Source organism: Pseudomonas corni (genome assembly GCF_057128765.1).
On record NZ_JBSKHW010000015.1, the window covers coordinates 30713 to 51158 of the forward strand.

A 20446-nucleotide genomic window follows, 5' to 3' on the forward strand; every position below is an offset into this window, starting at 1 on the left:
AATAGGTGCATCCATGCAGATTTCGGTAAATGAGTTCCTGACACCCCGCCACATTGATGTGCAGGTTGTCAGTCCAACCCGCGCCAAAATCACACTCGAGCCTCTCGAGCGTGGTTTCGGCCATACCCTGGGCAACGCGCTGCGCCGCATCCTGTTGTCCTCCATGCCCGGCTGTGCAGTAGTCGAGGCCGAGATTGACGGTGTACTCCATGAGTACAGCGCCATCGAAGGTGTACAGGAAGATGTCATTGAAATCCTGTTGAACCTTAAAGGTCTGGCTATCAAGCTGCACGGTCGAGACGAAGTTACGCTGACCTTGTCGAAGAAGGGTTCGGGGGTGGTTACCGCTGCCGATATTCAGCTGGATCATGATGTCGAGATCGTTAACCCCGATCACGTAATCGCTAACCTGGCGTCTAACGGCGCCCTGAACATGAAGCTCGTTGTAGCTCGTGGTCGCGGTTATGAACCAGCAGACTCGCGTCAGAGCGATGAAGACGAAAGCCGCAGCATTGGTCGCTTGCAGCTAGATTCTTCGTTCAGCCCGGTCCGTCGTATCGCATACGTGGTGGAAAACGCCCGTGTCGAGCAACGTACCAACCTGGACAAGCTGGTTATAGATCTGGAAACCAACGGTACTCTGGATCCTGAAGAGGCAATCCGTCGTGCAGCAACCATTCTGCAACAGCAGTTGGCTGCGTTCGTCGACCTCAAAGGTGACAGCGAACCAGTGGTAGTCGAACAGGAAGACGAGATTGATCCGATCCTGCTTCGTCCGGTTGACGATTTGGAACTGACCGTACGTTCGGCCAACTGCCTTAAGGCGGAGAACATTTACTACATCGGCGACCTGATTCAGCGGACCGAAGTAGAACTGTTGAAGACTCCGAACCTAGGCAAGAAATCCTTGACCGAGATCAAGGACGTTCTGGCTTCTCGTGGTCTCTCCCTCGGCATGCGCCTGGATAACTGGCCGCCGGCAAGTCTTAAGAAGGACGACAAGGCTACGGCCTGATCGTCGTAATCACCGAACGTGAGTTTGGTAAGGAATGAACCATGCGTCATCGTAAAAGTGGACGTCACCTGAGCCGTACCAGCTCGCACCGCAAGGCCATGTTTCAAAACATGGCGGTGTCGCTGTTCGAGCACGAGCTGATCAAGACTACCCTGCCGAAAGCCAAAGAACTGCGCCGCGTTGCCGAGCCGCTGATCACCTTGGCTAAGGAAGACAGCGTAGCTAACCGCCGTTTGGCTTTCGACCGTACTCGTTCGAAAGAAATCGTCGGTAAGCTGTTCAACGATCTGGGCAAACGCTATGCAACCCGTCAGGGCGGCTATTTGCGTATCCTCAAGTGCGGTTTCCGCACTGGCGACAACGCGCCTATGGCGTATGTCGAGCTGGTTGATCGTCCTGTCGGTGGTTCTGTAGAAGCCGCTGAATAAGACATCAGTCTTACGAAGAACCGGGCCTAGTGCCCGGTTTTTTGTTTCTAAAATTCGTGTATTTCCATTTCCCAAACCTCCATTCGCGGAATTTATTGCGCTAAGTCGTAGTGATAAACGGAAGCTTCCTCATTTACCCGGGTTTTCGGCACCAAATATCAGATTTTCACCTCATTTGTTGGTTTTTTTACCTATCGTGAAGTGACCGCACCGTTTGCTTGGTTCAGACTATGCCTTTGATGAGGAGAAGTGCGGCGATGCTAGGCCATCCGGATGTAATTGATTATCTCAACACGCTGCTGACCGGCGAGCTCGCAGCGCGTGACCAATATTTCGTCCACTCGCGGATGTATGAGGATTGGGGTTTCAGCAAGCTCTACGAGCGTATCAATCATGAGATGGAAGAAGAGGCACAGCACGCTGATGCGTTGATGCGCCGGATTCTGATGCTCGAAGGTACGCCGCGTATGCGCCCGGATGATCTGGATGTCGGCACTACGGTGCCTGAGATGCTCGCCAGCGATCTTCGATTGGAATACAAGGTGCGAGCCGCGCTCTGTAGAGGCATCGAGCTCTGTGAGGTGCACAAGGATTACGTGAGTCGCGAGATCCTGCGTATTCAGCTGGCGGACACGGAAGAGGATCACACCTACTGGTTGGAAAAACAGCTCGGTTTGATTAAATCCATTGGCCTGGATAATTACCTGCAGTCTCAATTCTGATCCGCCAGATACTAAAAAGCCCCTGTCGCGGACAACACGACAGGGGCTTTTTCATTTCAAAGACTCAGCCTTTCAAGCCTTGTCTCGTTCGAGCAACGGTTTCAGGTAATGACCGGTATACGACTGCTTCATATCGGCGACCTGCTCCGGCGTACCGGTGGCAATGATCTGCCCTCCTTTAGATCCACCTTCTGGCCCTAGATCCACCAGCCAGTCCGCAGTTTTGATAACGTCCAGGTTGTGCTCGATCACGACCACCGTGTTGCCGTGGTCGCGCAGGCGATGCAGCACGTCCAGTAATTGCTGAATGTCTGCAAAATGCAGCCCGGTGGTAGGTTCATCGAGGATGTATAGCGTTTTACCGGTATCGCGCTTGGAGAGCTCGCGGGACAGCTTGACCCGCTGCGCCTCACCCCCTGACAACGTTGTAGCCGATTGCCCGAGCTTGATATAGGAAAGCCCTACATCCATAAGAGTTTGAAGCTTGCGAGCCAGAGCAGGAACGGCATCGAAGAACGTCCGGGCTTCTTCGATGGTCATCTCTAAGACTTCGTGAACGTTCTTGCCCTTGTATTTTATCTCGAGAGTTTCACGGTTGTAACGCTTGCTCTTGCAGACATCGCAGGGGACATAGATATCTGGCAAGAAGTGCATCTCAACCTTGATCAGGCCATCGCCCTGACAGGCCTCGCACCGACCACCCTTCACGTTGAACGAGAAACGACCCGGGCCGTACCCCCGCGAGCGGGACTCAGGTACACCTGAGAAAAGCTCCCGAATTGGTGTGAACAAGCCGGTGTACGTTGCCGGGTTCGAGCGCGGAGTTCGGCCAATGGGGCTTTGATCGATATCAACGACCTTGTCCAGATGCTGCAAGCCATCGATGCTGTCATGGGCTGACGCTTCCAGCGTCGTTGCGCCGTTGAGTGCCGTAGCGCTGAGCGGGAACAACGTGTTGTTGATCAGCGTCGATTTCCCCGAGCCTGAAACCCCGGTAACGCAGGTAAGCAGACCGATCGGGATTTCCAGATCAACGTTACGCAGATTGTTGCCGCGTGCACCCTTGAGCTTCAAAGACAGCTTTTTGTTGCGAGGGGTGCGCTTGGCTGGAACAGCAATCTTGACGCGGCCGGAGAGGTATTTGCCAGTCAGGGAATCAGGATGCGACATGACCTCGGCCGGAGTGCCCTCAGCGACAATGTGCCCGCCGTGAATGCCTGCGCCTGGCCCAATATCGACCACGTAGTCAGCCATGCGAATGGCGTCTTCGTCGTGCTCCACGACGATCACCGTATTGCCGATATCGCGCAGATGACGAAGGGTATCCAGCAATCGGTCGTTGTCCCGCTGATGCAGGCCAATGCTCGGCTCATCGAGGATGTACATCACGCCAACCAAGCCTGCGCCAATCTGACTGGCGAGACGAATACGCTGCGCTTCACCCCCGGACAATGTATCGGCGCTGCGGTCCAGCGTCAGGTAATCAAGCCCGACGTTGACCAGAAACAGCAGGCGCTCGCGGATCTCTTTGAGAATCTTGTCGGCAATTTCCCCACGCCGCCCCGTCAGCTTCAACTGGCCGAAGTAGTCAGTGGCATCGCCGATGGGCATGTTGGTCACTGCCGGTAGCGTCTTCTCGCCGACCCACACGTGGCGTGCTTCACGGCGCAGGCGCGTACCACGGCAATCCGGGCAAGGTTGAGTACTGAGAAACTTGGCGAGTTCTTCACGCACCGTTGTAGATTCGGTCTCGCGATAACGGCGCTCCAGATTTGGCACGATGCCTTCAAAGGGATGCGCTCGTTTAACGATGTCGCCACGGTCATTGAGGTAGCGGAAGTCGACGTTCTGCGAGCCGCTGCCATTGAGCAGGGTCTTCTGCTGATCGGCCGGCAAGTCTTTGAACGGAACTTCCAGGCTGAAACCATAGTGCTTTGCTAACGACCCGAGCATCTGGAAGTAATAGACGTTTCGCCGGTCCCAGCCGCGAATCGCGCCCTCCGCCAATGTCAGTTCCCCGTTGACCAGACGCTTGATATCAAAAAACTGCTTAACGCCCAGACCGTCGCAGGTCGGGCACGCGCCCGCCGGGTTGTTGAACGAAAACAGCTTAGGCTCAAGCTCGCTGATCGCATGACCGCAAATCGGGCAAGCGAAACGCGCGGAGAAAATGATCTCTTCGCCCGGCTCGTCGTCCATCGGGGCGACCAATGCAATGCCATCAGCCAGCTTCAGCGCGGTCTCGAAAGATTCAGCCAAGCGCTGCTGCAGATCCGCCCGAACCTTGAAACGGTCGACGACGACATCGATGGAGTGCTTCTTCTGCTTGTCGAGCTTGGGCAGCTCATCGAGTTCACACAGCCGACCGTTGACCCGCGCACGCACAAAACCCTGGGCGCGCAGCTCTTCAAAGATCGCCAGATGCTCACCTTTGCGCTCACGGATAACCGGAGCCAGCAACATTAGCTTGCTGCCTTCCGGTTGCGCCATGACGAGGTCGACCATCTGGCTGACCGTCTGCGCTTCCAGCGGGATGTCGTGATCCGGGCAACGCGGCTGACCCACGCGGGCATACAGCAGACGCAGGTAGTCGTAAATCTCGGTGATCGTACCCACGGTGGAGCGCGGGTTGTGAGAGGTCGATTTTTGCTCGATGGAAATGGCTGGCGACAGACCTTCAATGGTGTCGACGTCCGGCTTTTCCATCATCGACAGGAACTGTCGAGCGTATGCGGACAGGGATTCGACGTAGCGTCGTTGCCCTTCGGCGTACAGCGTGTCGAAGGCCAGCGACGATTTACCAGAACCGGAAAGCCCGGTAATGACGATCAGTTTGTCGCGTGGCAGGGTGAGGTCGATATTCTTCAGGTTGTGGGTGCGGGCCCCACGAATCAGGATCTTGTCCAAAATGGCCTCGCGCGGCGGGCGTCGTAAAACGAAGGAGTATACGGTCAAATACTGGATGGATGCACACTATCAAACAATGAGTCGCAGGCTTACATGAAGACTGCTTCATCTACGCGCGGCAAAGCGTCGCGTGTGTGCTGTACACCGATGGGACTGGTAGAATCGCCGCCGGTTCACACGAGGTTCTTCCATGCACGATTCACACAGCGAGCGCATGAGTGGCAGCGAGACCCGCGCGGCAGGGGGGCTGGCCTTGGTGTTCGCGTTCCGTATGCTTGGCATGTTCATGGTGTTGCCCGTCCTGGCGACCTACGGCATGGACCTGGCGGGCGCGAGCCCGGCACTTATCGGCCTGGCCATCGGTGCTTACGGGCTGACACAGGCCGTTCTGCAAATACCGTTCGGCATGATTTCCGACCGTATTGGCCGGCGTCCCGTGATTTATTTCGGGCTGATCGTTTTCGCCATCGGCAGTTTACTGGCCGCCGATGCAACTTCCATCTGGGGCGTGATCGCCGGACGGGTGCTCCAGGGTGCCGGAGCTATCTCGGCCGCTGTGATGGCGCTGCTGTCGGACTTGACCCGTGAGCAGCATCGCACCAAAGCCATGGCGATGATTGGCATGACCATCGGTTTGTCATTTGCCGTGGCAATGGTAGTGGGCCCGATCATTACTGGCGCATTTGGATTGTCCGGGTTGTTCTTGGCAACGGGTGCGATGGCGTTGGTCGGAATTATCATCACCGCGTTTGTCGTCCCCAAGTCCACTGTCACGTTGCAGCATCGTGAATCCGGCCTGGCCAAGCAGGCGTTGCGAGCGACCCTGCGTCATCCCGACTTGCTGCGTCTGGATTTAGGTATCTTCGCGTTGCACGCCATGCTGATGTCCAGCTTCGTCGCGCTGCCGTTGGCACTGGTGGAAAAGGCCGGTTTGCCCAAGGAACAACACTGGTGGGTCTATCTGACTGCTCTGGTGATTTCATTCTTCGCCATGATCCCGTTCATCATCTACGGCGAGAAGAAGCGTCAAATGAAGCGCATTTTGCTCGGCGCCGTGACGGTGCTGATGCTCACTGAGCTATTCTTCTGGGAGTTCGGCAACACGCTTCGGGCGCTGGTCATCGGCACGGTAGTGTTCTTTACCGCGTTCAATCTGCTGGAGGCGTCATTGCCCTCACTGATCAGCAAGGTGTCGCCAGCGGGCGGGAAGGGCACGGCGATGGGGATTTATTCCACCAGCCAGTTCCTGGGTTCGGCCGTCGGCGGCATCCTTGGAGGCTGGTTATTTCAGCACGGGGGCTTAAGCGTTGTGTTCCTCGGCGGCGCTGGGTTGGCCGCCATATGGCTTGGGTTTGCTGTTACCATGCGCGAACCTCCCTACGTCACAAGCCTGCGCTTGCCGCTGTCGCCCGAGGCTCAACGCGACACTGGTCTGGCCGAACGATTGCTGGCTGTACGCGGAGTAACAGATGCAGTAGTGGTGCCCGACGAGGGCGCCATCTATATCAAATTTGACAAAGAACTGTTGGATCGGGCGTCTTTCGACGAATTGGTCAATCCAGCGTCGCAAACGTGTGAAGCCTAGGAGAACGTTATGGCCCGTGGGGTTAACAAAGTCATATTGGTCGGTACTTGTGGCCAGGATCCCGAAGTTCGCTACATGCCGAACGGTAATGCCGTGACCAACCTGAGTCTGGCGACAAGCGAGCAGTGGACCGACAAACAAACCGGTCAGAAAGTCGAAAAGACCGAATGGCACCGCGTCTCGATGTTCGGCAAAGTCGCCGAGATCGCCGGTGAGTACCTGCGCAAAGGCTCGCAGGTCTACATCGAAGGCAAGCTGCAAACCCGCGAGTGGGAAAAGGACGGCATCAAGCGCTACACCACTGAAATCGTCGTGGACATGCAAGGCACCATGCAATTGTTGGGCGGCCGTCCTCAGGGCGAAGGCGCTCCACAGGGTCAAGGCGGTGGCGGTTATCAGAACTCCGCGCCGCGCCCACAGCAGTCGCGTCCGCAGCAGTCCGCGCCTCAGCAGTCCAATTCGCAGCCGCAACAGCCACAACGCGAATCCCGTCCAGCTCCGCAACAGTCGCCACAACCGGCTCCTGATTTCGACAGCTTTGATGACGACATCCCGTTCTAGGCCTTAACGCCACCTGGAACCGAATTGAAAAGCCCCCCACCGCTCAGCGGTCGGGGGCTTTTCTTATGGCCGTCGCCCGAAGCGATCAGCGCTGGCTGGTCACGACCGGCTTGGCCTCCAGCGCTGTGCGTGCCTTGGCAACCTGATCGCTGGACACCGCCGGGGCGGCATTTCCCCAGCTATTGCGCACGTAGCTCAGCACCGCAGCGATGTCGGCGTCGTTGAGTTTCCAGTCGAACGATGGCATGCCCGCAGCGGTGATGTTGCCCTCCGTCGCCACGGCCCGGCCGCCTTTGAGTACGGTGCTGATGAGATTGGATGCGCTGGTGGCGCGTATCCCCGGATTGTCGGAAAAGGTTGTCACCATCCCGCCGATGCCTTCGCCTTTCTGGTTGTGACACGCCATGCAGTTGGTCTCGTAGACCATCGAGCCCCGCTTCATGACCGGGTCGTTACCCGCCAGAGCTTCAGGTGCCTGAGCCTCAGAACCTGTCAGCGATTTGAGATACAGCGCAATGGCGGCAAGATCGGTGTCATTGAGGTATTGGGTCGAATGCTCGACCGCTTCGCCCATCGCTCCAGCGGCTACTGCCTGATGGTTGCTGCCCGTCTTCAGATATTGCTGGACCTGTGCGCTGGTCCAATTGCCAAGCCCCAAATGAGCGTTGCCGGTGATCTCGGGCGCATAGCCGCCCAGTAACTGCGCGCCTTGAAGGTACGCAGAGGTATCGCCGCCCAGCGCATTTTTTGGCGTGTGGCAGGCGGCGCAGTGACCCGCACCATCGACCAGATAGCGACCTCGATTCCATTGGTCCCCTTCGCCGGCTTTTGCTACAAAGGGCGCGTTATCGAAGAACAACAGGTTCCAGCCGAGCATCGCCAGACGGATGTTGTACGGGAAGCCCAGCGTATTGGGCACCTGCGCCTGTTCGACCGATTTGATCGAGCGCATGTAGGCCCACAAATCATGCAGGTCGTCGTCGCTCATTTTGACGTACGCGTTGTAAGGCATCGCCGGATAGAGCAGTTGTCCGTCCTCGCGTTTGCCATGCCGCACTGCGCGGAAGAAGTCGCGTTCGGTCCAGTTGCCGATGCCAGTCTTGACGTCAGGCGTGATGTTGGTCGAGTTGATCACGCCGAACGGGGTCTGCAATCCATAACCGCCAGCGAATGCCAGGCCTCCCGGCGTTGTGTGGCAGGCCGCGCAATCGCCTTGCACCGCCACATACGCGCCCCGGCTGACCGCCGCCGGATTAAGGGCCCCGGCATCTGCAGCCTTCAACTGGTCGTTGGCGACGTTATCGGCGCTGCTGCTGCCATTGAGATAAAGGGCGACGCCCAGGCCCGCCACTAACACGACCGCCAGTCCTGCGAATATCGTTCGTTTCATCGAGGATGCTCTCATGCCTGAACCAGCGGGCCAGGATTTGGCAGGTAGTGTTCCTTGATCGCCTTGGCCGTCCACAGCGCAAGCGCGCCGATGGTGACGGTTGGATTGAAGCCGCCGTTATTGGGGAACGACGAAGCACCCAGGACGAAAACGTTATGCACGTCCCAGCTCTGCTGATAGCGATTCAGGGCGCTGGTTTTAGGGTCCGTCCCCATCACCACGCCACCGATGGTGTGAGAGGAGTCGTTAGCACGAAACGGCGTGTAATGGTCGTCGGCGAAGTTGTAAGACTCGATGTGGGTGCCGCCCACCGCTTTGGCGATTGACTCGCATTGCTTGCGCACGAACTCGCCGGAGCGCTTGTCGTTGAGGTTGTAGTCGAACGTCATGCGCATGAGGGGCCGACCGAAGTTGTCCTTATAGGTCGGGTCCAGATCGAAATACATGTCTTCGTGGGAGTAACTGGTGCCCTGGCCCTGAACCATCGCCCAGTTCTGATAGCTGTGCTGAAAGGCTTTCTTCCAGCCCTTGCCCCAGGTCGGGGCTTTTTTGGGTAGGACCCCGGCCATGCCGATCGGCAGGCCGTTGTTGGAAAGCGACTGAATACCCGCGCCGCCAATGAAGCCCAGGCCGGTGTGGTCGAAATTGTCGGCGTTGAAATCATCGATCTGTATCGCCAGGCAGCCGGTGTTGATGAATGGATTGAGGTATTCGTTCTCGAACCAGAGGTAGGCGTATGAGAGGGTCTGAAAGCTGTAGTTACGGCCGATGACCCCGGTTCTGCTGCGCGGATCGTACGGTTGGCCAATGCCTGAGAGCAGCATCAACCGCACGTTGTCCAGTTGATACGCTGCGACGATCACGATGTCGGCCGGTTGCTCGCCGGTAACGCCGTCCCTGCCAATGAACGTCACGCCGGTAGCGGTCTTGCCGTCCGCGGCTTTGTTGATGTGCAGGACTTCGGTTTCGGTCATCACCTCGAACGTGGGCTGGCGCATCAGTGCCGGCACGACGCAGGCGTTGGGGCTGCTTTTGGACCAGTTGCCGCAGCCGAACATCTGGCAATAACCGCAGTAGGTGCACGGGCCCATGCGCACGCCCAGCGAATTGACGTAGGCGCTTGAAATCGTCCCCGCCGGCACCGGGAACGGGTGATAGCCCATTTCGGTGGTCTTCTGGGTGAAGATGTCGTTCCAGTGGCTGGGCACTAACGGCGGGGTCGGAAAATCCCGGCTGCGCGACCCCTCGAACGGATTGCCGCCCGCAATCACCTTGCCATTGATGACCCCGGCCTGACCGCTGGTGCCGGCGATGCGCTCGAAGCGATCGTAAAACGGTTCGAGTTCATCGTAGGTGATGCCCCAATCCTGCACCTGCAGGCCCGGCACCAATTGCTGTTTGCCGTAGCGCTCGATGGTCTTGCTGTAGGGCTGGAAGTCGAACGGGTTGAAGCGCCACGATGCCGCCGCCCAGTGAGTCCCCGCGCCGCCCACGTTGAAACCCAGCGTCAGGTTGCTCCACTCGCGCACCGGCAGCGCCTCCTGCGAAGCGTTGTTGCGAAAGGTGTAGGTTTCCAGTTTGGGTGGCTGAAGGATTTCCTTGCGCGTGGACCAGCGCAGCTCATCGGTGTCCACCGACGGCGGGAAATCGGTAGCCGTGTCACGCCAGGCGCCGCGCTCGATGGCGACGACCTTGAGCCCAGCCCGCGCCAGTTCTTCGGCAATCACCGAGCCTGACCAGCCCAGGCCGATCACCACCACGTCCGCTTTGGGTCTTGCATTTGCCATGAGTCGATCCTTTATTGCGCGCAGCCGGACACCGAGCCAAGCGGGCGCCCGCCTGCGAAAAATGAGCTGAAATCAGTGTGGGAAAGCGGCGTTTCAGCCGGCGTTGTCGAACAGGCTCACGGGGTCGAGATTGAGCGGCACGCCCTTCTTGTGGACATAGGGGCGATAGTCATAGCGCGCTCCCGGAAAACCGACCAGCTTCCAGCCCACCATGTCGCGATTGCCGCCATACATGGGGTCAGCCAGATAGCCTTCGCGCACGTTTTGCAGCAGCAGGGCGAAGAAATCGGCGGAGGGAGTCGAGGGGAAATCTGGCTTGCCCGCTTCCAGGTCATGCAGCAGCGCATCCTGGGTGTCGCCATCCAAAGCGCTGAAGATGTTGCCGTGCTGACTGGAGCAGTAACGGCCCAGGTCCTTGAGCCCGGTGCGATAGCGCTCAGCTGGCGTCTGCTTGAACTGCGGGCCTTGTTGGGCGGTACCGGTTTTGTACGGCCCGAGGCGGTAAGTACTGGCGGCCTCGCCGAAAGCGCCGGCCAGTTCACGGTCGATGAAGTCGACACAACCTGCCTGGCTGGCGCTCATGCCCAATTCATCTTCGGGAATCAATCGGTCAAAGATCGCCGCCACTTCTCGGGCTTCGTCTGGCGTCAGGTAGGCCAACTCACCTTTGGCCGGTGGCTTGGGCAGCGCATCTGAACGGGTGCCGACAGGCATTAACGTGCCCGAGTTGATGACACTGGCCCCGGCGGTGCTGGCAACGCTCAATGCAGTCAGTTGCACGAGCGAGATCAAGGCGTCTCGTCGATTCATAGGGTTCCTCAGGTCTCACGGTGTGCTGCGGGCGTAGCTTTGATTTTTCGCGCAGACCCATCCGGCAGGCCCTGTCTAGAGGGCTCTCCGCGCAACGTTTGCAGCCATGGCGGGCGAGTCTAGGGTGCGACATATCAGCGCGCTACTAACTATTTGACGGGTTTACGTCAAATTACTTTGAGACCCCCGCCAGCCGCGCCATTGGCTGATATGGATAACGCTAACATTGCGCGGAAACGCGTCAATCTAACCAATTTTTACTTGTTGCAGCCAAATTCATAGGGTAGGTTCTGGATCGCCGATGGTAACGCTACCATTGTCTTTTTCGAGGCGGTTGGTGCAGGCGCAGGACTTACTCAGGAGAACAATAAAAAATGCTGAACAGACGACATTTTTGCAAGGCTGTGGCTGTCACCGGTGGTGCAATGGCTCTGGCCAGCGGGGCGGCTGCGAAGGCGGCTGCTTTGCTCAAGGCAGGCCAACCCTTGATCGAAGTGGCGAGCCTGGACTGGCTCTGCAACGCCGTGGCCCTCACGTCGACCGGCCGGTTATTTGTCGGACTGCCACGTTGGCCGGGCTTTGAAAAAACGCCCTCCATTGCCGAAGTGATGCCCGACGGTCGGCTCAGGCCTTTCCCCGGCGGTCATTGGAACGAGTGGGTGCCGGGCAAATCCGGCGCGAATGCCCTGGTGAAAATCAACACGCTTCACATCTTTGACGATGACACTTTGTGGGCCATCGATCAGGGCGAGGACGCAGGCCCGACCGGCATCAATCCCGACCAGAAAATCCTGCAGTTCGACACCCGCAACGGCAAGTTGCCGCGCAGCTACACGTTGCCGGCCAGCGTGTTGCCTGCTGGCGCGAACCTCAATGACCTGCGCCTGGACAGTGAGCACGCCTACGTCACCGATTCCGGTCTGGGCGCGATCATCGTGATCAATCTGCGCACCGGTGTATCCCTGAGGCGCCTGGCCAATCACCCGTCAACCAAGATGATTCCCGAGCGTCGTCCTATTGGCGAAGCGGGGCACGTGCTGTTGATGCCGGACGGCAGCGATCATCAGGTTCATTCGGACCCTATTGAAATCAGTCCGGACGGTCAGTGGCTGTATTACCAAGCGCTCAGCGGCCCGTTGTGGCGAGTTCCAACCAGAGCGCTGCGCGACACGCAGGTCACGGAAAAGGCACTGGGTGATCTGGTGGAGTTTGTGTACGACACCGGCCCGCTGACCGGCACAGCCATCGACAGCGCCGGCAATCTGTATCTGGCCGAGTACGACAAACCGCGAGTGACGGTGTTATCCCCCGACGGCACGCTGCGCGTCGTAGTGGAAGACGTCCAGCTGTGGAATCCGGATGCGATGTTCATCTCCGATCAGGGTGAGCTGTACATCCCCGTTCCCCAGAGCGCGCGCATGGCCTCGAACCGGGGCCCCGGCGGCGTTGATGGCCTGCAAATGCCCTTCAAGATTTTCAAGGTGCAATTGCCTCCCGGCCTGGGCGGTCGCGAAAAAGTGCCCGCCATGGTGGGCGCTCCCCTGGCATCGGTGCCCGGATAAGCCGCAAGCGGTCCTCTTTTCAGACGGTCCGCTTCATCGGCAGGGCCGTTTAACCCCAGGAGATGTCGCTACATGAAAAAAACCAACGTACTGCTCGGCGCTTTGATGTTCGCCGCCCTTATCCCCGCTTTTGCTCAGGCACAAACCCCGGCGCCTGCCAGCGCCTCAGTTGTCGCTCAAGAGAACGTTTCCACCGCGGCAGCGTTGCAGCTGGCGGCGCAGGCGACCCAGCTGGCGGCCTCGCGCAATATGAACATCTGTATCGCCGTGACCGATGCAGACGGCCATTTGCTGGCGTTCACTCGCATGCAGGGCGCCTACGCAGGCTGCGTGGATGCCTCGATTGCCAAGGCAACGTCTGCCGCGCGCTTTGCCATCAATACCATCACTTTTTACGACCTGGCGCGTAAGGAAAACCTGGCCATTGGCACCATTCCCGGAATTCTGCCGGCAGTGGGCGGGGTGGTCCTCAAGCACGATGGCCTGGTGGTTGGCAGCGTCGGCATCAGCGGCGCTACCGACCTGACCGAGCAAAAGCTGGCCGAAGACGTGTCCGCGACCTTCCGCTGACACACCTGCATCTGACCTGCCCAGCCGGCGCGGGTCAGGCGCAACTGCGAAATCCCCGTTAACTCATTTTCAAGGTTTTCCATGAACAGTCCGTCCGCTCAACTGGACGTAGTCGACGGGGCTTATGCCCGCGACTATCGCCTGCTCAAACCATCGGTCATCGCGCAATGGCCCGCCGTCCTTGGCATTGGCGCAACCCTGGCCGCCTCGGTGTACTGCAGCTGGATCGACCACTCATTGCCTGATTTTGCTGCCTGGGCCAGCACGCTCTGGCTGGTGATCGCTTTGCTTTCAGCCGTGTTGATTACACCGCGGGTATTCACTGTTGGATTTCTGATCTCGCTGCTGCCGTTTCTGATCGCCTGGCGCGTGGCAGTCATGAACGATGCCCGATTGCTGATCTGGGTCGCCAGCATTGCGGCCATCCCACTGGTGTTGCAGTTCATCGATTGCGTGATCAGCGACTGGCAGCGCAACCGGGGTCAATCTGGCGCCTGGCTCGGCACGCTGTTGTGGCAGGCCACACTGGTGCGCATGTGTTTTGGCCTGAACGAGCTGTGCCATTCCACCGAAAAAATCTTCGCAGGCCTGGGCTCGTTTCATACGCTGGAGCACGGCTTTCAGGGCTTTGGCATCACCCATGGCGTGGCGGCGTTCGTGATACTGGGCGGTCTGACTGAGCTGGCCTCAGCCATCAGTGTCGGGCTGGGCTTGTTTGCACGATTGGGCGCGGCGGTCAGCCTGTTCTACTTCCTCGTCGCCACTTTGGGTTTTGGCGGGGAATGGACGCGCGGCTATGCATGGGCAACAGCGGGCGGCGGCGGGTGGGAGTACGTGATGATGCTGCTGGTGGTGTTCGGCGGTGTGATGATGACCGGCGCGGGAAAGTTTTCCCTGGACGGCTGGCTGCTGCAGCGGGGCGCGCTGCCCCAAATGCTGCTGCCGCTGGTGACCAATGCCCAGGGCGTCAAACGCCGATAGGGCATTGTTTTCAGGGTTTAGCGAATCAAAGCCCCAGCTCGGACAACCCTGGGTGATCATCCGGGCGACGTCCCAGCGGCCAGTGGAATTTTCGCTCCGATTCCTTGATCGGCAGGTCATTGATGCAAGCGAAGCGGTTGGCCATTAAGCCGTCTTCGGCGAATTCCCAGTTTTCATTGCCGTAGGAGCGGAACCAGTTCCCCGAGTCGTCATGCCATTCATATGCGTACCGAACGGCGATGCGGTTATCAGTGAATGCCCACAGCTCTTTGATCAGCCGGTAATCCAGTTCCTTCTTCCACTTGCGGGCCAGAAAGGCTTGGGCGTCGTTGCGGTTGGTCACGAACTCAGCGCGATTACGCCATTGAGTGTCGACGGTGTAGGCGAGGGCGACCTTTTCCGGATCGCGACTGTTCCAGCCGTCTTCAGCGAGACGAACCTTCTGGATGGCCGATTCTCGGGTGAAAGGGGGAAGTGGCGGGCGAGTTTGGGCAGTGGACGACATGGCGGAGCCTCCAGGCAGATTGGGTCAACGGTGGGTAATGCCTTTCTATTCGGCGGACTTGAGCGGCAAAGCCCGTTCCAGCAACAACTGCGCAACATCCTTGGCGCTATCGGCGGCGCTGAAATCACCCATGACGCGGGCCATGGTGATGGCGCCATCCATCAGAATCAGTAGCTGTTTAGCCAGCGTTTCGGGTCGTTCGACCGGCAACTGCTCGCACAGTGAAAGCGTGTAATCCAGCAGCTTCTGTTTGTGCAATTGCGCAATCAGGCGAATCGGGTCGATCGGGTCTCCAATCTCACCAGCCGTATTGATGAACGCACAGCCGCGAAATCCTTCGGATTCAAACCAGCCTGTAAACACGTCGAACATCTTCAGAATGCGCGCCTGCGGGGTTGCAGCTTTATCGGACTCACTGCTAAACCAGGCCATCCAGCGTACATCGCGCGCGTTCAAGGCCGCCGCTGCCACTTCGTCTTTGGTTGCGAAGTAGCGGTAGATGCTCTTGCGCGCCACGCCGGAGGTTTTGACCAAAAGATCCATGCCCATAGCATGTATGCCATGTTCATAAATCAACTGCTCGGCGGTTACGAGAATTTTATCGCGGGTTTCAGTGTTGGCTGTATTCATGGGATGGAAAGGTAGAACGATCGTTCTCCTTGGTCAAGCAGATTATTCAAGTGCGCTGGAGGCCTTCGGATGTGTAGGCGCGCACTGGCCCGCCAATGAAATCTGTCAGTCGAAGTATCTGGCAAAGGTCAAACGCTCTCGCGGGCAAGCGCGCTCCTACAAAACGGGTGATTCACCGCACCTGATCAGTCTCCGGTAACGCCCGCTTCATGTCTTGAGCACTCGGCACAGCCGGGCTTAGCACCACCGGAACTGATTTAGCCGCAGGCACTTTGCTGCCTTCAGCGTGATGCCACAACGGCACCAGCGGATTGCATTCGGGGTAATAGGCTGCGCTGCAACCTTCGGGGATGTCGTAGGCGATGATTTGCAACGGGCCCACCTGACGCTTGATTTCAGGTTCGATGGCCGTTGTGACATTCACCCAGTCTCCGGCTTTGAAACCCAGCCTGATCACATCGTTGCGGTTCAAAAAAATCACACTGCGCGTCCCGCTCACCCCGCGAAATCGATCCTCGTAGCCGTAGATCGTCGTATTGAATTGATCGTTGCTGCGGATCGTCATCAGTTGCAGCACATCGCGGTGATGGTGATCCGGGAACACATCCGGATCGACCTCAAGTGATTTGGGCGTAATAAACTGCGCGCGGCCACTCTCGGTTTTCCATTCGCGCTTGGCCGCAGGCAATGGCCGATGAAAACCACCGGGCTCCCACATGCGTGTCTCCATGTCATGAAAAATCTCGGGATAAACCTGGGCGATGCCTTGGCGGATCAGCGAGTAGTCACTGCGCCACGCTTCCCAGTCTAGCCGCTCTGCGCCCGATAAGGTGGCTTGGGCCAACCCCGCCAGAATAGCCGTCTCCGAACGAGCTTCAGCGCTGATCGGCTCACTTTGCCCGCGCCAGCCATGCACGCATCCTGTGCTGTCCTCCGTGCTGTAAACCTGCTCGATACCGTTTTGCAGGTCCCGTTCGATGCGCCCCAGGCAAGGCAGCAGCCACGCATTCTTGCCAGTCACCAGATGCGTGCGATTGAGCTTGGTCGCGATCTGCACGTTAAGCTGCAAATTCGCCCAGGCCGGTTCCATGCGCGATGTATCCGGGATGGCCCGCAGGAAATTGCCACCCAGACCAATGAAGCCACGCACGCTGCCATCGAGAATGCCTTCACAGACCTCCACCGTATTGCGGCCCTTTTTCTCAGGAACGTGAAAACCGTACAACTCGTGGATCTTCTCGACAGGCACCTTCTTTGGGTCTTCAGTGATCCCGACCGTGCGCTGCCCTTGCACGTTCGAATGGCCGCGTACCGGACAAATGCCTGCGCCGCGCTTGCCAATATTGCCCCGTAACAGCAGCAGGTTGACCAGCATCTGCACACTCTGAACGCCCAGACGATGCTGAGTGATGCCCATCCCGTAAACCAGCATCACGCGATCATGCTGAGCGTAAACAGTCGCCGCCGCCTCCAGCGCGCTGCGGCTCAATCCTGCCGTGTGCTCAATGGTTTCCCACGACGTGTCCATGACCGCCGTCAGAAATCCTGAAAAGCCTTCGGTGTGTTCAGCGATAAACGCTTGGTCGATGATCGCTGGTTTGCCTTCGACCAGTGCCGCACGGTCCATCTCGAACAGCGCCTTGGCGATGCCCATGACCGCAGCGGTGTCGCCGCCGATTGCCAACTGGTGATATTGAGTACTGATGACGGTCGACTTCGGTCCGAGCATTTCCACCGGTGATTGCGGATTGACGAAGCGCTCCAGACCCCGTTCGCGGATTGGATTGAACGTGATGATCGGCACATTTCGCTTCCGCGCTTCCTGCAACGGATGCAGCATGCGCGGGCTATTGCTGCCCACGTTTTGACCGAAAAACAGAACGCAATCGGTATGTTCAAAGTCGTCCAGTGTGACGGTGCCCACCGGTACGCCAATGCTGGCCTGCAAGCCGACCGATGTGCTCTCGTGGCACATGTTCGAACTGTCCGGGAGATTGTTCGTGCCGTATGCCCGGGCGAAGAGCTGGTACATGAACGAGGTCTCCAGCGACGCGCGGCCCGAGGCGTAAAACGCCACGCTGTCAGGCTCCAGTGCTCGAAGCTGAGCACCGATGTCGTGCCAGGCTTCGGTCCAGGTCGTCTCGCGGTAGCGGTCAGTGACGGGGTCGTAGCGCAGTGGGTGTGTCAGGCGGCCGTGCTGTTCGAGGTCGTAATCTGACCATTGCAGCAACTCACTCACGGAGTGTTTCTCAAAAAACGCCGGGCTGGTCTTGAGTGAGGTCAGTTCCCAGGCCGTGGCCTTTGCTCCGTTTTCGCAGAACTCCAGATGATGCGGTTTGCCGGGCTTGGCCCACGCACAACTCACGCAGGCAAAGCCTCCGTGCTTATTTTGCTTGACCAGTGGCAGCGCGGATCGCGTCATCGTCTGCTCGCGCCAGAGAATCTCCATCACCGACTTGGCCGAACCCCAACCGCCGGACGACGAGGTGTAGGGACGGAAATGGGCCTTTGGAAAAATGAGCGTCATCTTTGCTGCCTCGGGAGCGCGGGCGTGCCCGGAACAGGCCCCCTTAAAGCTGTGACGAAGCGGCCGCTCAAAGGTTCGTTACATTTTATTTCGGTTGATTGCGCCATGCCTCCCGCGTTGATTGCAGGCAAAAACCGAACTTGCTGCATGAAATCCGATCAGTTTCTGTGGGTTTTGTCCCAGGCCCCCGTCATCCACTATCCCGCGAGTGAGGAGTGATCAGCGTTTTGTCGAACTTCAAGACCGCCATGTTGCTGTGCATCATGTTTTTCATCGGCAGCTCCAATCTACTGGCCGCCGATGCTCCCGCCGCTGCAGCGCCCGCTTCTACGGCCGCCGCCCCCGCCGTTGAAGCTGAACCTGAGAAACCCGAAATCCTTCTTCAGGGCGGATTGCTTGGGGCCATCAGTTCCAGCATCGATGACGTGCAGGACAAGCTCAATCTGGACGACAATTTGTTTGATTCATGGCGCCTGCGGGCGGACCGTGCCGCAGACGAATTGGACAAGCTGGTCAACAAGCCATCGCCGCGTAGCAAAGTGAGCGTCGCTGGTGACTTCGCGATCCTGTCCGCAGCCTGGATCAGCGCCTTCGCGCTGTTGCACCTACTGGGTAAATTTATCGCCGCTCGAATCAACCGCTACCGTTATCTGCTCAAGCGCGAGCGCGTACGAGGCGTATTGGGTTACCTGATTCCATTCACGATTCCGGCGATGATCAGCCTGCCGCTAACACTTTATGTCAGCCACTTCCTGCAGCTGTCAGCCGGACGCGCTCTGGCGCTGTGCCTGGCGTACGCCACAAGCAGTGGCATCTTTTCGACCTCGATTATTTTGAGCGTGATCGTGCTGTTCAACAGCGGCCACAAGCGTCCAGCCGTACGTTTGATTCGGCGGCTCAGCCCGAAACCGCTGTTCGTCGTGGGCTTTCTTGCAGCACTCAGCGACGCCCTGACCAGCCCACAAATTGCACGGCAGATCGGCAATAACGTCACCACCAGCATCGCCGTATTCACCGGGCTTTTTGCCTCGGCGGTGTTTTGCATGTTGATACTTCGCGTTCGGCGCCCCGTTGCGCACCTTATTCGCAATCGGTCGTTGGCGAGTCGCCTGGCGCGGCCAGCGTTACAAGAAACGCTGAAGATTTTCTCCAGCCTGTGGCACTGGCCGATTCTGCTGATGATTCTGGTGTCGGCGGTCAACCTGATCGGCGCAGGCGAAGACAGCCAGAAGGCGTTGCGTTGTGCCTTGCTGACCACCGTTTTGCTGATTTCGACGGTGTTCCTCAGCACGCTGTTCCAGCACATGTTCAAACCCACCGATGCGCGGGTCGAGCATGCTTACAAAGAGCGGCTTTTGAGTTTGCTGCACGCGTTGATGCGCATCGGGCTGGCGATTGGTTTCATCGAATTGCTGGGGCGGATCTGGGGTTTTTCGCTGTTCGAATTCGCCCAGCGCAATGCCTTGGGAAAAGTGATCAGCGACTCACTGAGCAGCATCGGCCTGATCTTTCTGGTGACCTGGCTGCTTTGGGTTGTGATGGACACCGCGATTCAAGAGGCCCTGAAACCGCCGGTCAGCAGTCGCTCCTCCCGGCAGCCAAGCACGCGGGTCAAAACCATCCTGCCGCTGCTGCGCAACGCGATCAAAATCGTGCTGGTGGTGATTTGTGCGATCACCACCATGGCGAACCTGGGCATCAACGTCGCGCCGTTGTTGGCGGGTGCCGGTGTCGTCGGTCTGGCGATTGGTTTCGGTTCCCAGCAACTGGTGCAGGACGTGATCACGGGTTTGTTCATCATCATCGAGGACACCATCTCGATTGGCGACTGGGTGGTGCTGGATTCCGGCCACGCAGGCACAGTCGAGAGCTTGACCATTCGCACACTGCGTTTGCGCGACGGCAAAGGGTTCGTGCACTCAGTGCCATTCGGGCAGATCAAGGCGGTTACCAACCAGTCTCGTCAGTTCGCCTACGCCTTCTTCTCGTTCCAGTTCACTTACGATTCGGACGTCGATTCGGCCACTTCGTTGATTCGTGAAGCGGGGCAGTCGATCAGCGACGATTTGCTGCTCAAGGGCAAGCTGCAAGGGCCGCTGGAAGTGTTCGGGCTCGATCGAATGGACATGAACGGGATCGTAATTACCGCGCAGTTCCGCACTTCATCCGGTGGGCAATATGCGGTGAGTCGCGCGTTCAACGACCGACTCAAGCGGCTTGTGGATAAGTCAGGCGATGTGCGCTTTGCGCAAACTTATCCACAACTGGTGATGAGCCCGCATACCGGCCCGGCGCCGCAGCTCGAACAAGAGGGCGCCGAACAACAACCGGCGCCAGGCAAGGCAACCCTCGTCAATAAGGACGGCTCCGAAACCCCGGTCTAAATTGGATTCGGGACCGACTCCGGACAGTAGGAGCGCGCTTGCCCGCGATTGAGGTGTGCCAGTCGAAAGATTTGGGGCAGGT

General features: G+C 58.4%; 16 protein-coding genes. 9 read left to right on the top strand and 7 right to left on the bottom strand.

Features of this window, described 5'->3' with window-relative positions:
* Positions 1-13: 13 nt before the first annotated feature.
* The 3 genes from ACWKV9_RS21430 to bfr all read left to right on the top strand — a co-directional run bounded on the left by ACWKV9_RS21430 (position 14) and on the right by bfr (position 2165).
* The gene (locus tag ACWKV9_RS21430; protein ID WP_007970428.1) at positions 14-1015 is read left to right on the top strand and encodes a DNA-directed RNA polymerase subunit alpha; all 1002 of its coding nucleotides are present in this window, start codon (positions 14-16) and stop codon (positions 1013-1015) included.
* Between the two features lie 41 nt (positions 1016-1056).
* Entirely contained in the window at positions 1057-1443 is a 387-nt protein-coding gene (rplQ, locus tag ACWKV9_RS21435) for a 50S ribosomal protein L17 (protein ID WP_004397026.1), read from the top strand.
* Positions 1444-1700: 257 nt separating this feature from the next.
* Positions 1701-2165, top strand: a complete 465-nt coding sequence (gene bfr / locus ACWKV9_RS21440; protein ID WP_483838108.1) for a bacterioferritin — start codon at positions 1701-1703, stop codon at positions 2163-2165.
* 72 nt (positions 2166-2237) lie between these two features.
* Here the strand turns inward: bfr and uvrA are convergent, their stop codons facing one another.
* Positions 2238-5072, bottom strand: coding sequence for an excinuclease ABC subunit UvrA (uvrA, locus tag ACWKV9_RS21445; protein WP_483838109.1), 2835 nt, complete (start codon positions 5070-5072; stop codon positions 2238-2240).
* 190 nt (positions 5073-5262) lie between these two features.
* Between uvrA and ACWKV9_RS21450 the strand changes: the two genes are divergently transcribed.
* Both ACWKV9_RS21450 and ACWKV9_RS21455 read left to right on the top strand, forming a co-directional pair.
* Positions 5263-6657 carry an MFS transporter gene (locus tag ACWKV9_RS21450; RefSeq protein WP_483838110.1) on the top strand — a complete coding sequence of 465 codons (1395 nt, stop codon included), beginning with the start codon at positions 5263-5265 and terminating at the stop codon, positions 6655-6657.
* A 9-nt stretch (positions 6658-6666) separates the two neighbouring features.
* Positions 6667-7218, top strand: coding sequence for a single-stranded DNA-binding protein (locus ACWKV9_RS21455; RefSeq protein ID WP_349802581.1), 552 nt, complete (start codon positions 6667-6669; stop codon positions 7216-7218).
* 85 nt (positions 7219-7303) lie between these two features.
* On the opposite strand, the gene ACWKV9_RS21460 is transcribed toward ACWKV9_RS21455, so the two are convergent.
* The 3 genes from ACWKV9_RS21460 to ACWKV9_RS21470 form a co-directional block, all read right to left on the bottom strand.
* Positions 7304-8608 carry a c-type cytochrome gene (locus ACWKV9_RS21460; protein WP_483838111.1) on the bottom strand — a complete coding sequence of 435 codons (1305 nt, stop codon included), beginning with the start codon at positions 8606-8608 and terminating at the stop codon, positions 7304-7306.
* Positions 8609-8619: 11 nt separating this feature from the next.
* Positions 8620-10395, bottom strand: coding sequence for a GMC family oxidoreductase (locus tag ACWKV9_RS21465; RefSeq protein ID WP_483838112.1), 1776 nt, complete (start codon positions 10393-10395; stop codon positions 8620-8622).
* A gap of 93 nt (positions 10396-10488) precedes the next feature.
* Positions 10489-11205 (bottom strand): gluconate 2-dehydrogenase subunit 3 family protein, encoded by a 717-nt coding sequence (locus ACWKV9_RS21470; protein ID WP_483838113.1) that lies wholly within the window; start codon positions 11203-11205, stop codon positions 10489-10491.
* 374 nt (positions 11206-11579) lie between these two features.
* Here ACWKV9_RS21470 and ACWKV9_RS21475 point away from each other — a divergent pair, with 374 nt between their 5' ends.
* The 3 genes from ACWKV9_RS21475 (at position 11580) to ACWKV9_RS21485 (ending at position 14318) form a co-directional block, all read left to right on the top strand.
* Complete coding sequence (locus ACWKV9_RS21475; protein WP_483838114.1) at positions 11580-12767, top strand: L-dopachrome tautomerase-related protein; 1188 nt, start codon at positions 11580-11582, stop codon at positions 12765-12767.
* Between the two features lie 72 nt (positions 12768-12839).
* Complete coding sequence (locus ACWKV9_RS21480) at positions 12840-13337, top strand: GlcG/HbpS family heme-binding protein (RefSeq protein ID WP_483838115.1); 498 nt, start codon at positions 12840-12842, stop codon at positions 13335-13337.
* A gap of 81 nt (positions 13338-13418) precedes the next feature.
* A complete protein-coding gene (locus tag ACWKV9_RS21485) occupies positions 13419-14318 on the top strand; it encodes a DoxX family protein (protein WP_483838116.1) in 900 nt (299 codons plus the stop codon).
* Between the two features lie 25 nt (positions 14319-14343).
* Here the strand turns inward: ACWKV9_RS21485 and ACWKV9_RS21490 are convergent, their stop codons facing one another.
* From ACWKV9_RS21490 to ACWKV9_RS21500, 3 genes are all read right to left on the bottom strand, one after another.
* Positions 14344-14823 carry a nuclear transport factor 2 family protein gene (locus ACWKV9_RS21490; protein ID WP_483838117.1) on the bottom strand — a complete coding sequence of 160 codons (480 nt, stop codon included), beginning with the start codon at positions 14821-14823 and terminating at the stop codon, positions 14344-14346.
* 45 nt (positions 14824-14868) lie between these two features.
* Entirely contained in the window at positions 14869-15453 is a 585-nt protein-coding gene (locus tag ACWKV9_RS21495) for a TetR/AcrR family transcriptional regulator (RefSeq protein ID WP_483838118.1), read from the bottom strand.
* A gap of 172 nt (positions 15454-15625) precedes the next feature.
* Complete coding sequence (locus ACWKV9_RS21500; RefSeq protein WP_483838119.1) at positions 15626-17980, bottom strand: FdhF/YdeP family oxidoreductase; 2355 nt, start codon at positions 17978-17980, stop codon at positions 15626-15628.
* A gap of 248 nt (positions 17981-18228) precedes the next feature.
* Between ACWKV9_RS21500 and ACWKV9_RS21505 the strand changes: the two genes are divergently transcribed.
* Positions 18229-20364 (top strand): mechanosensitive ion channel family protein, encoded by a 2136-nt coding sequence (locus ACWKV9_RS21505; RefSeq protein ID WP_483838200.1) that lies wholly within the window; start codon positions 18229-18231, stop codon positions 20362-20364.
* The last annotated feature ends 82 nt before the right edge of the window (positions 20365-20446 follow it).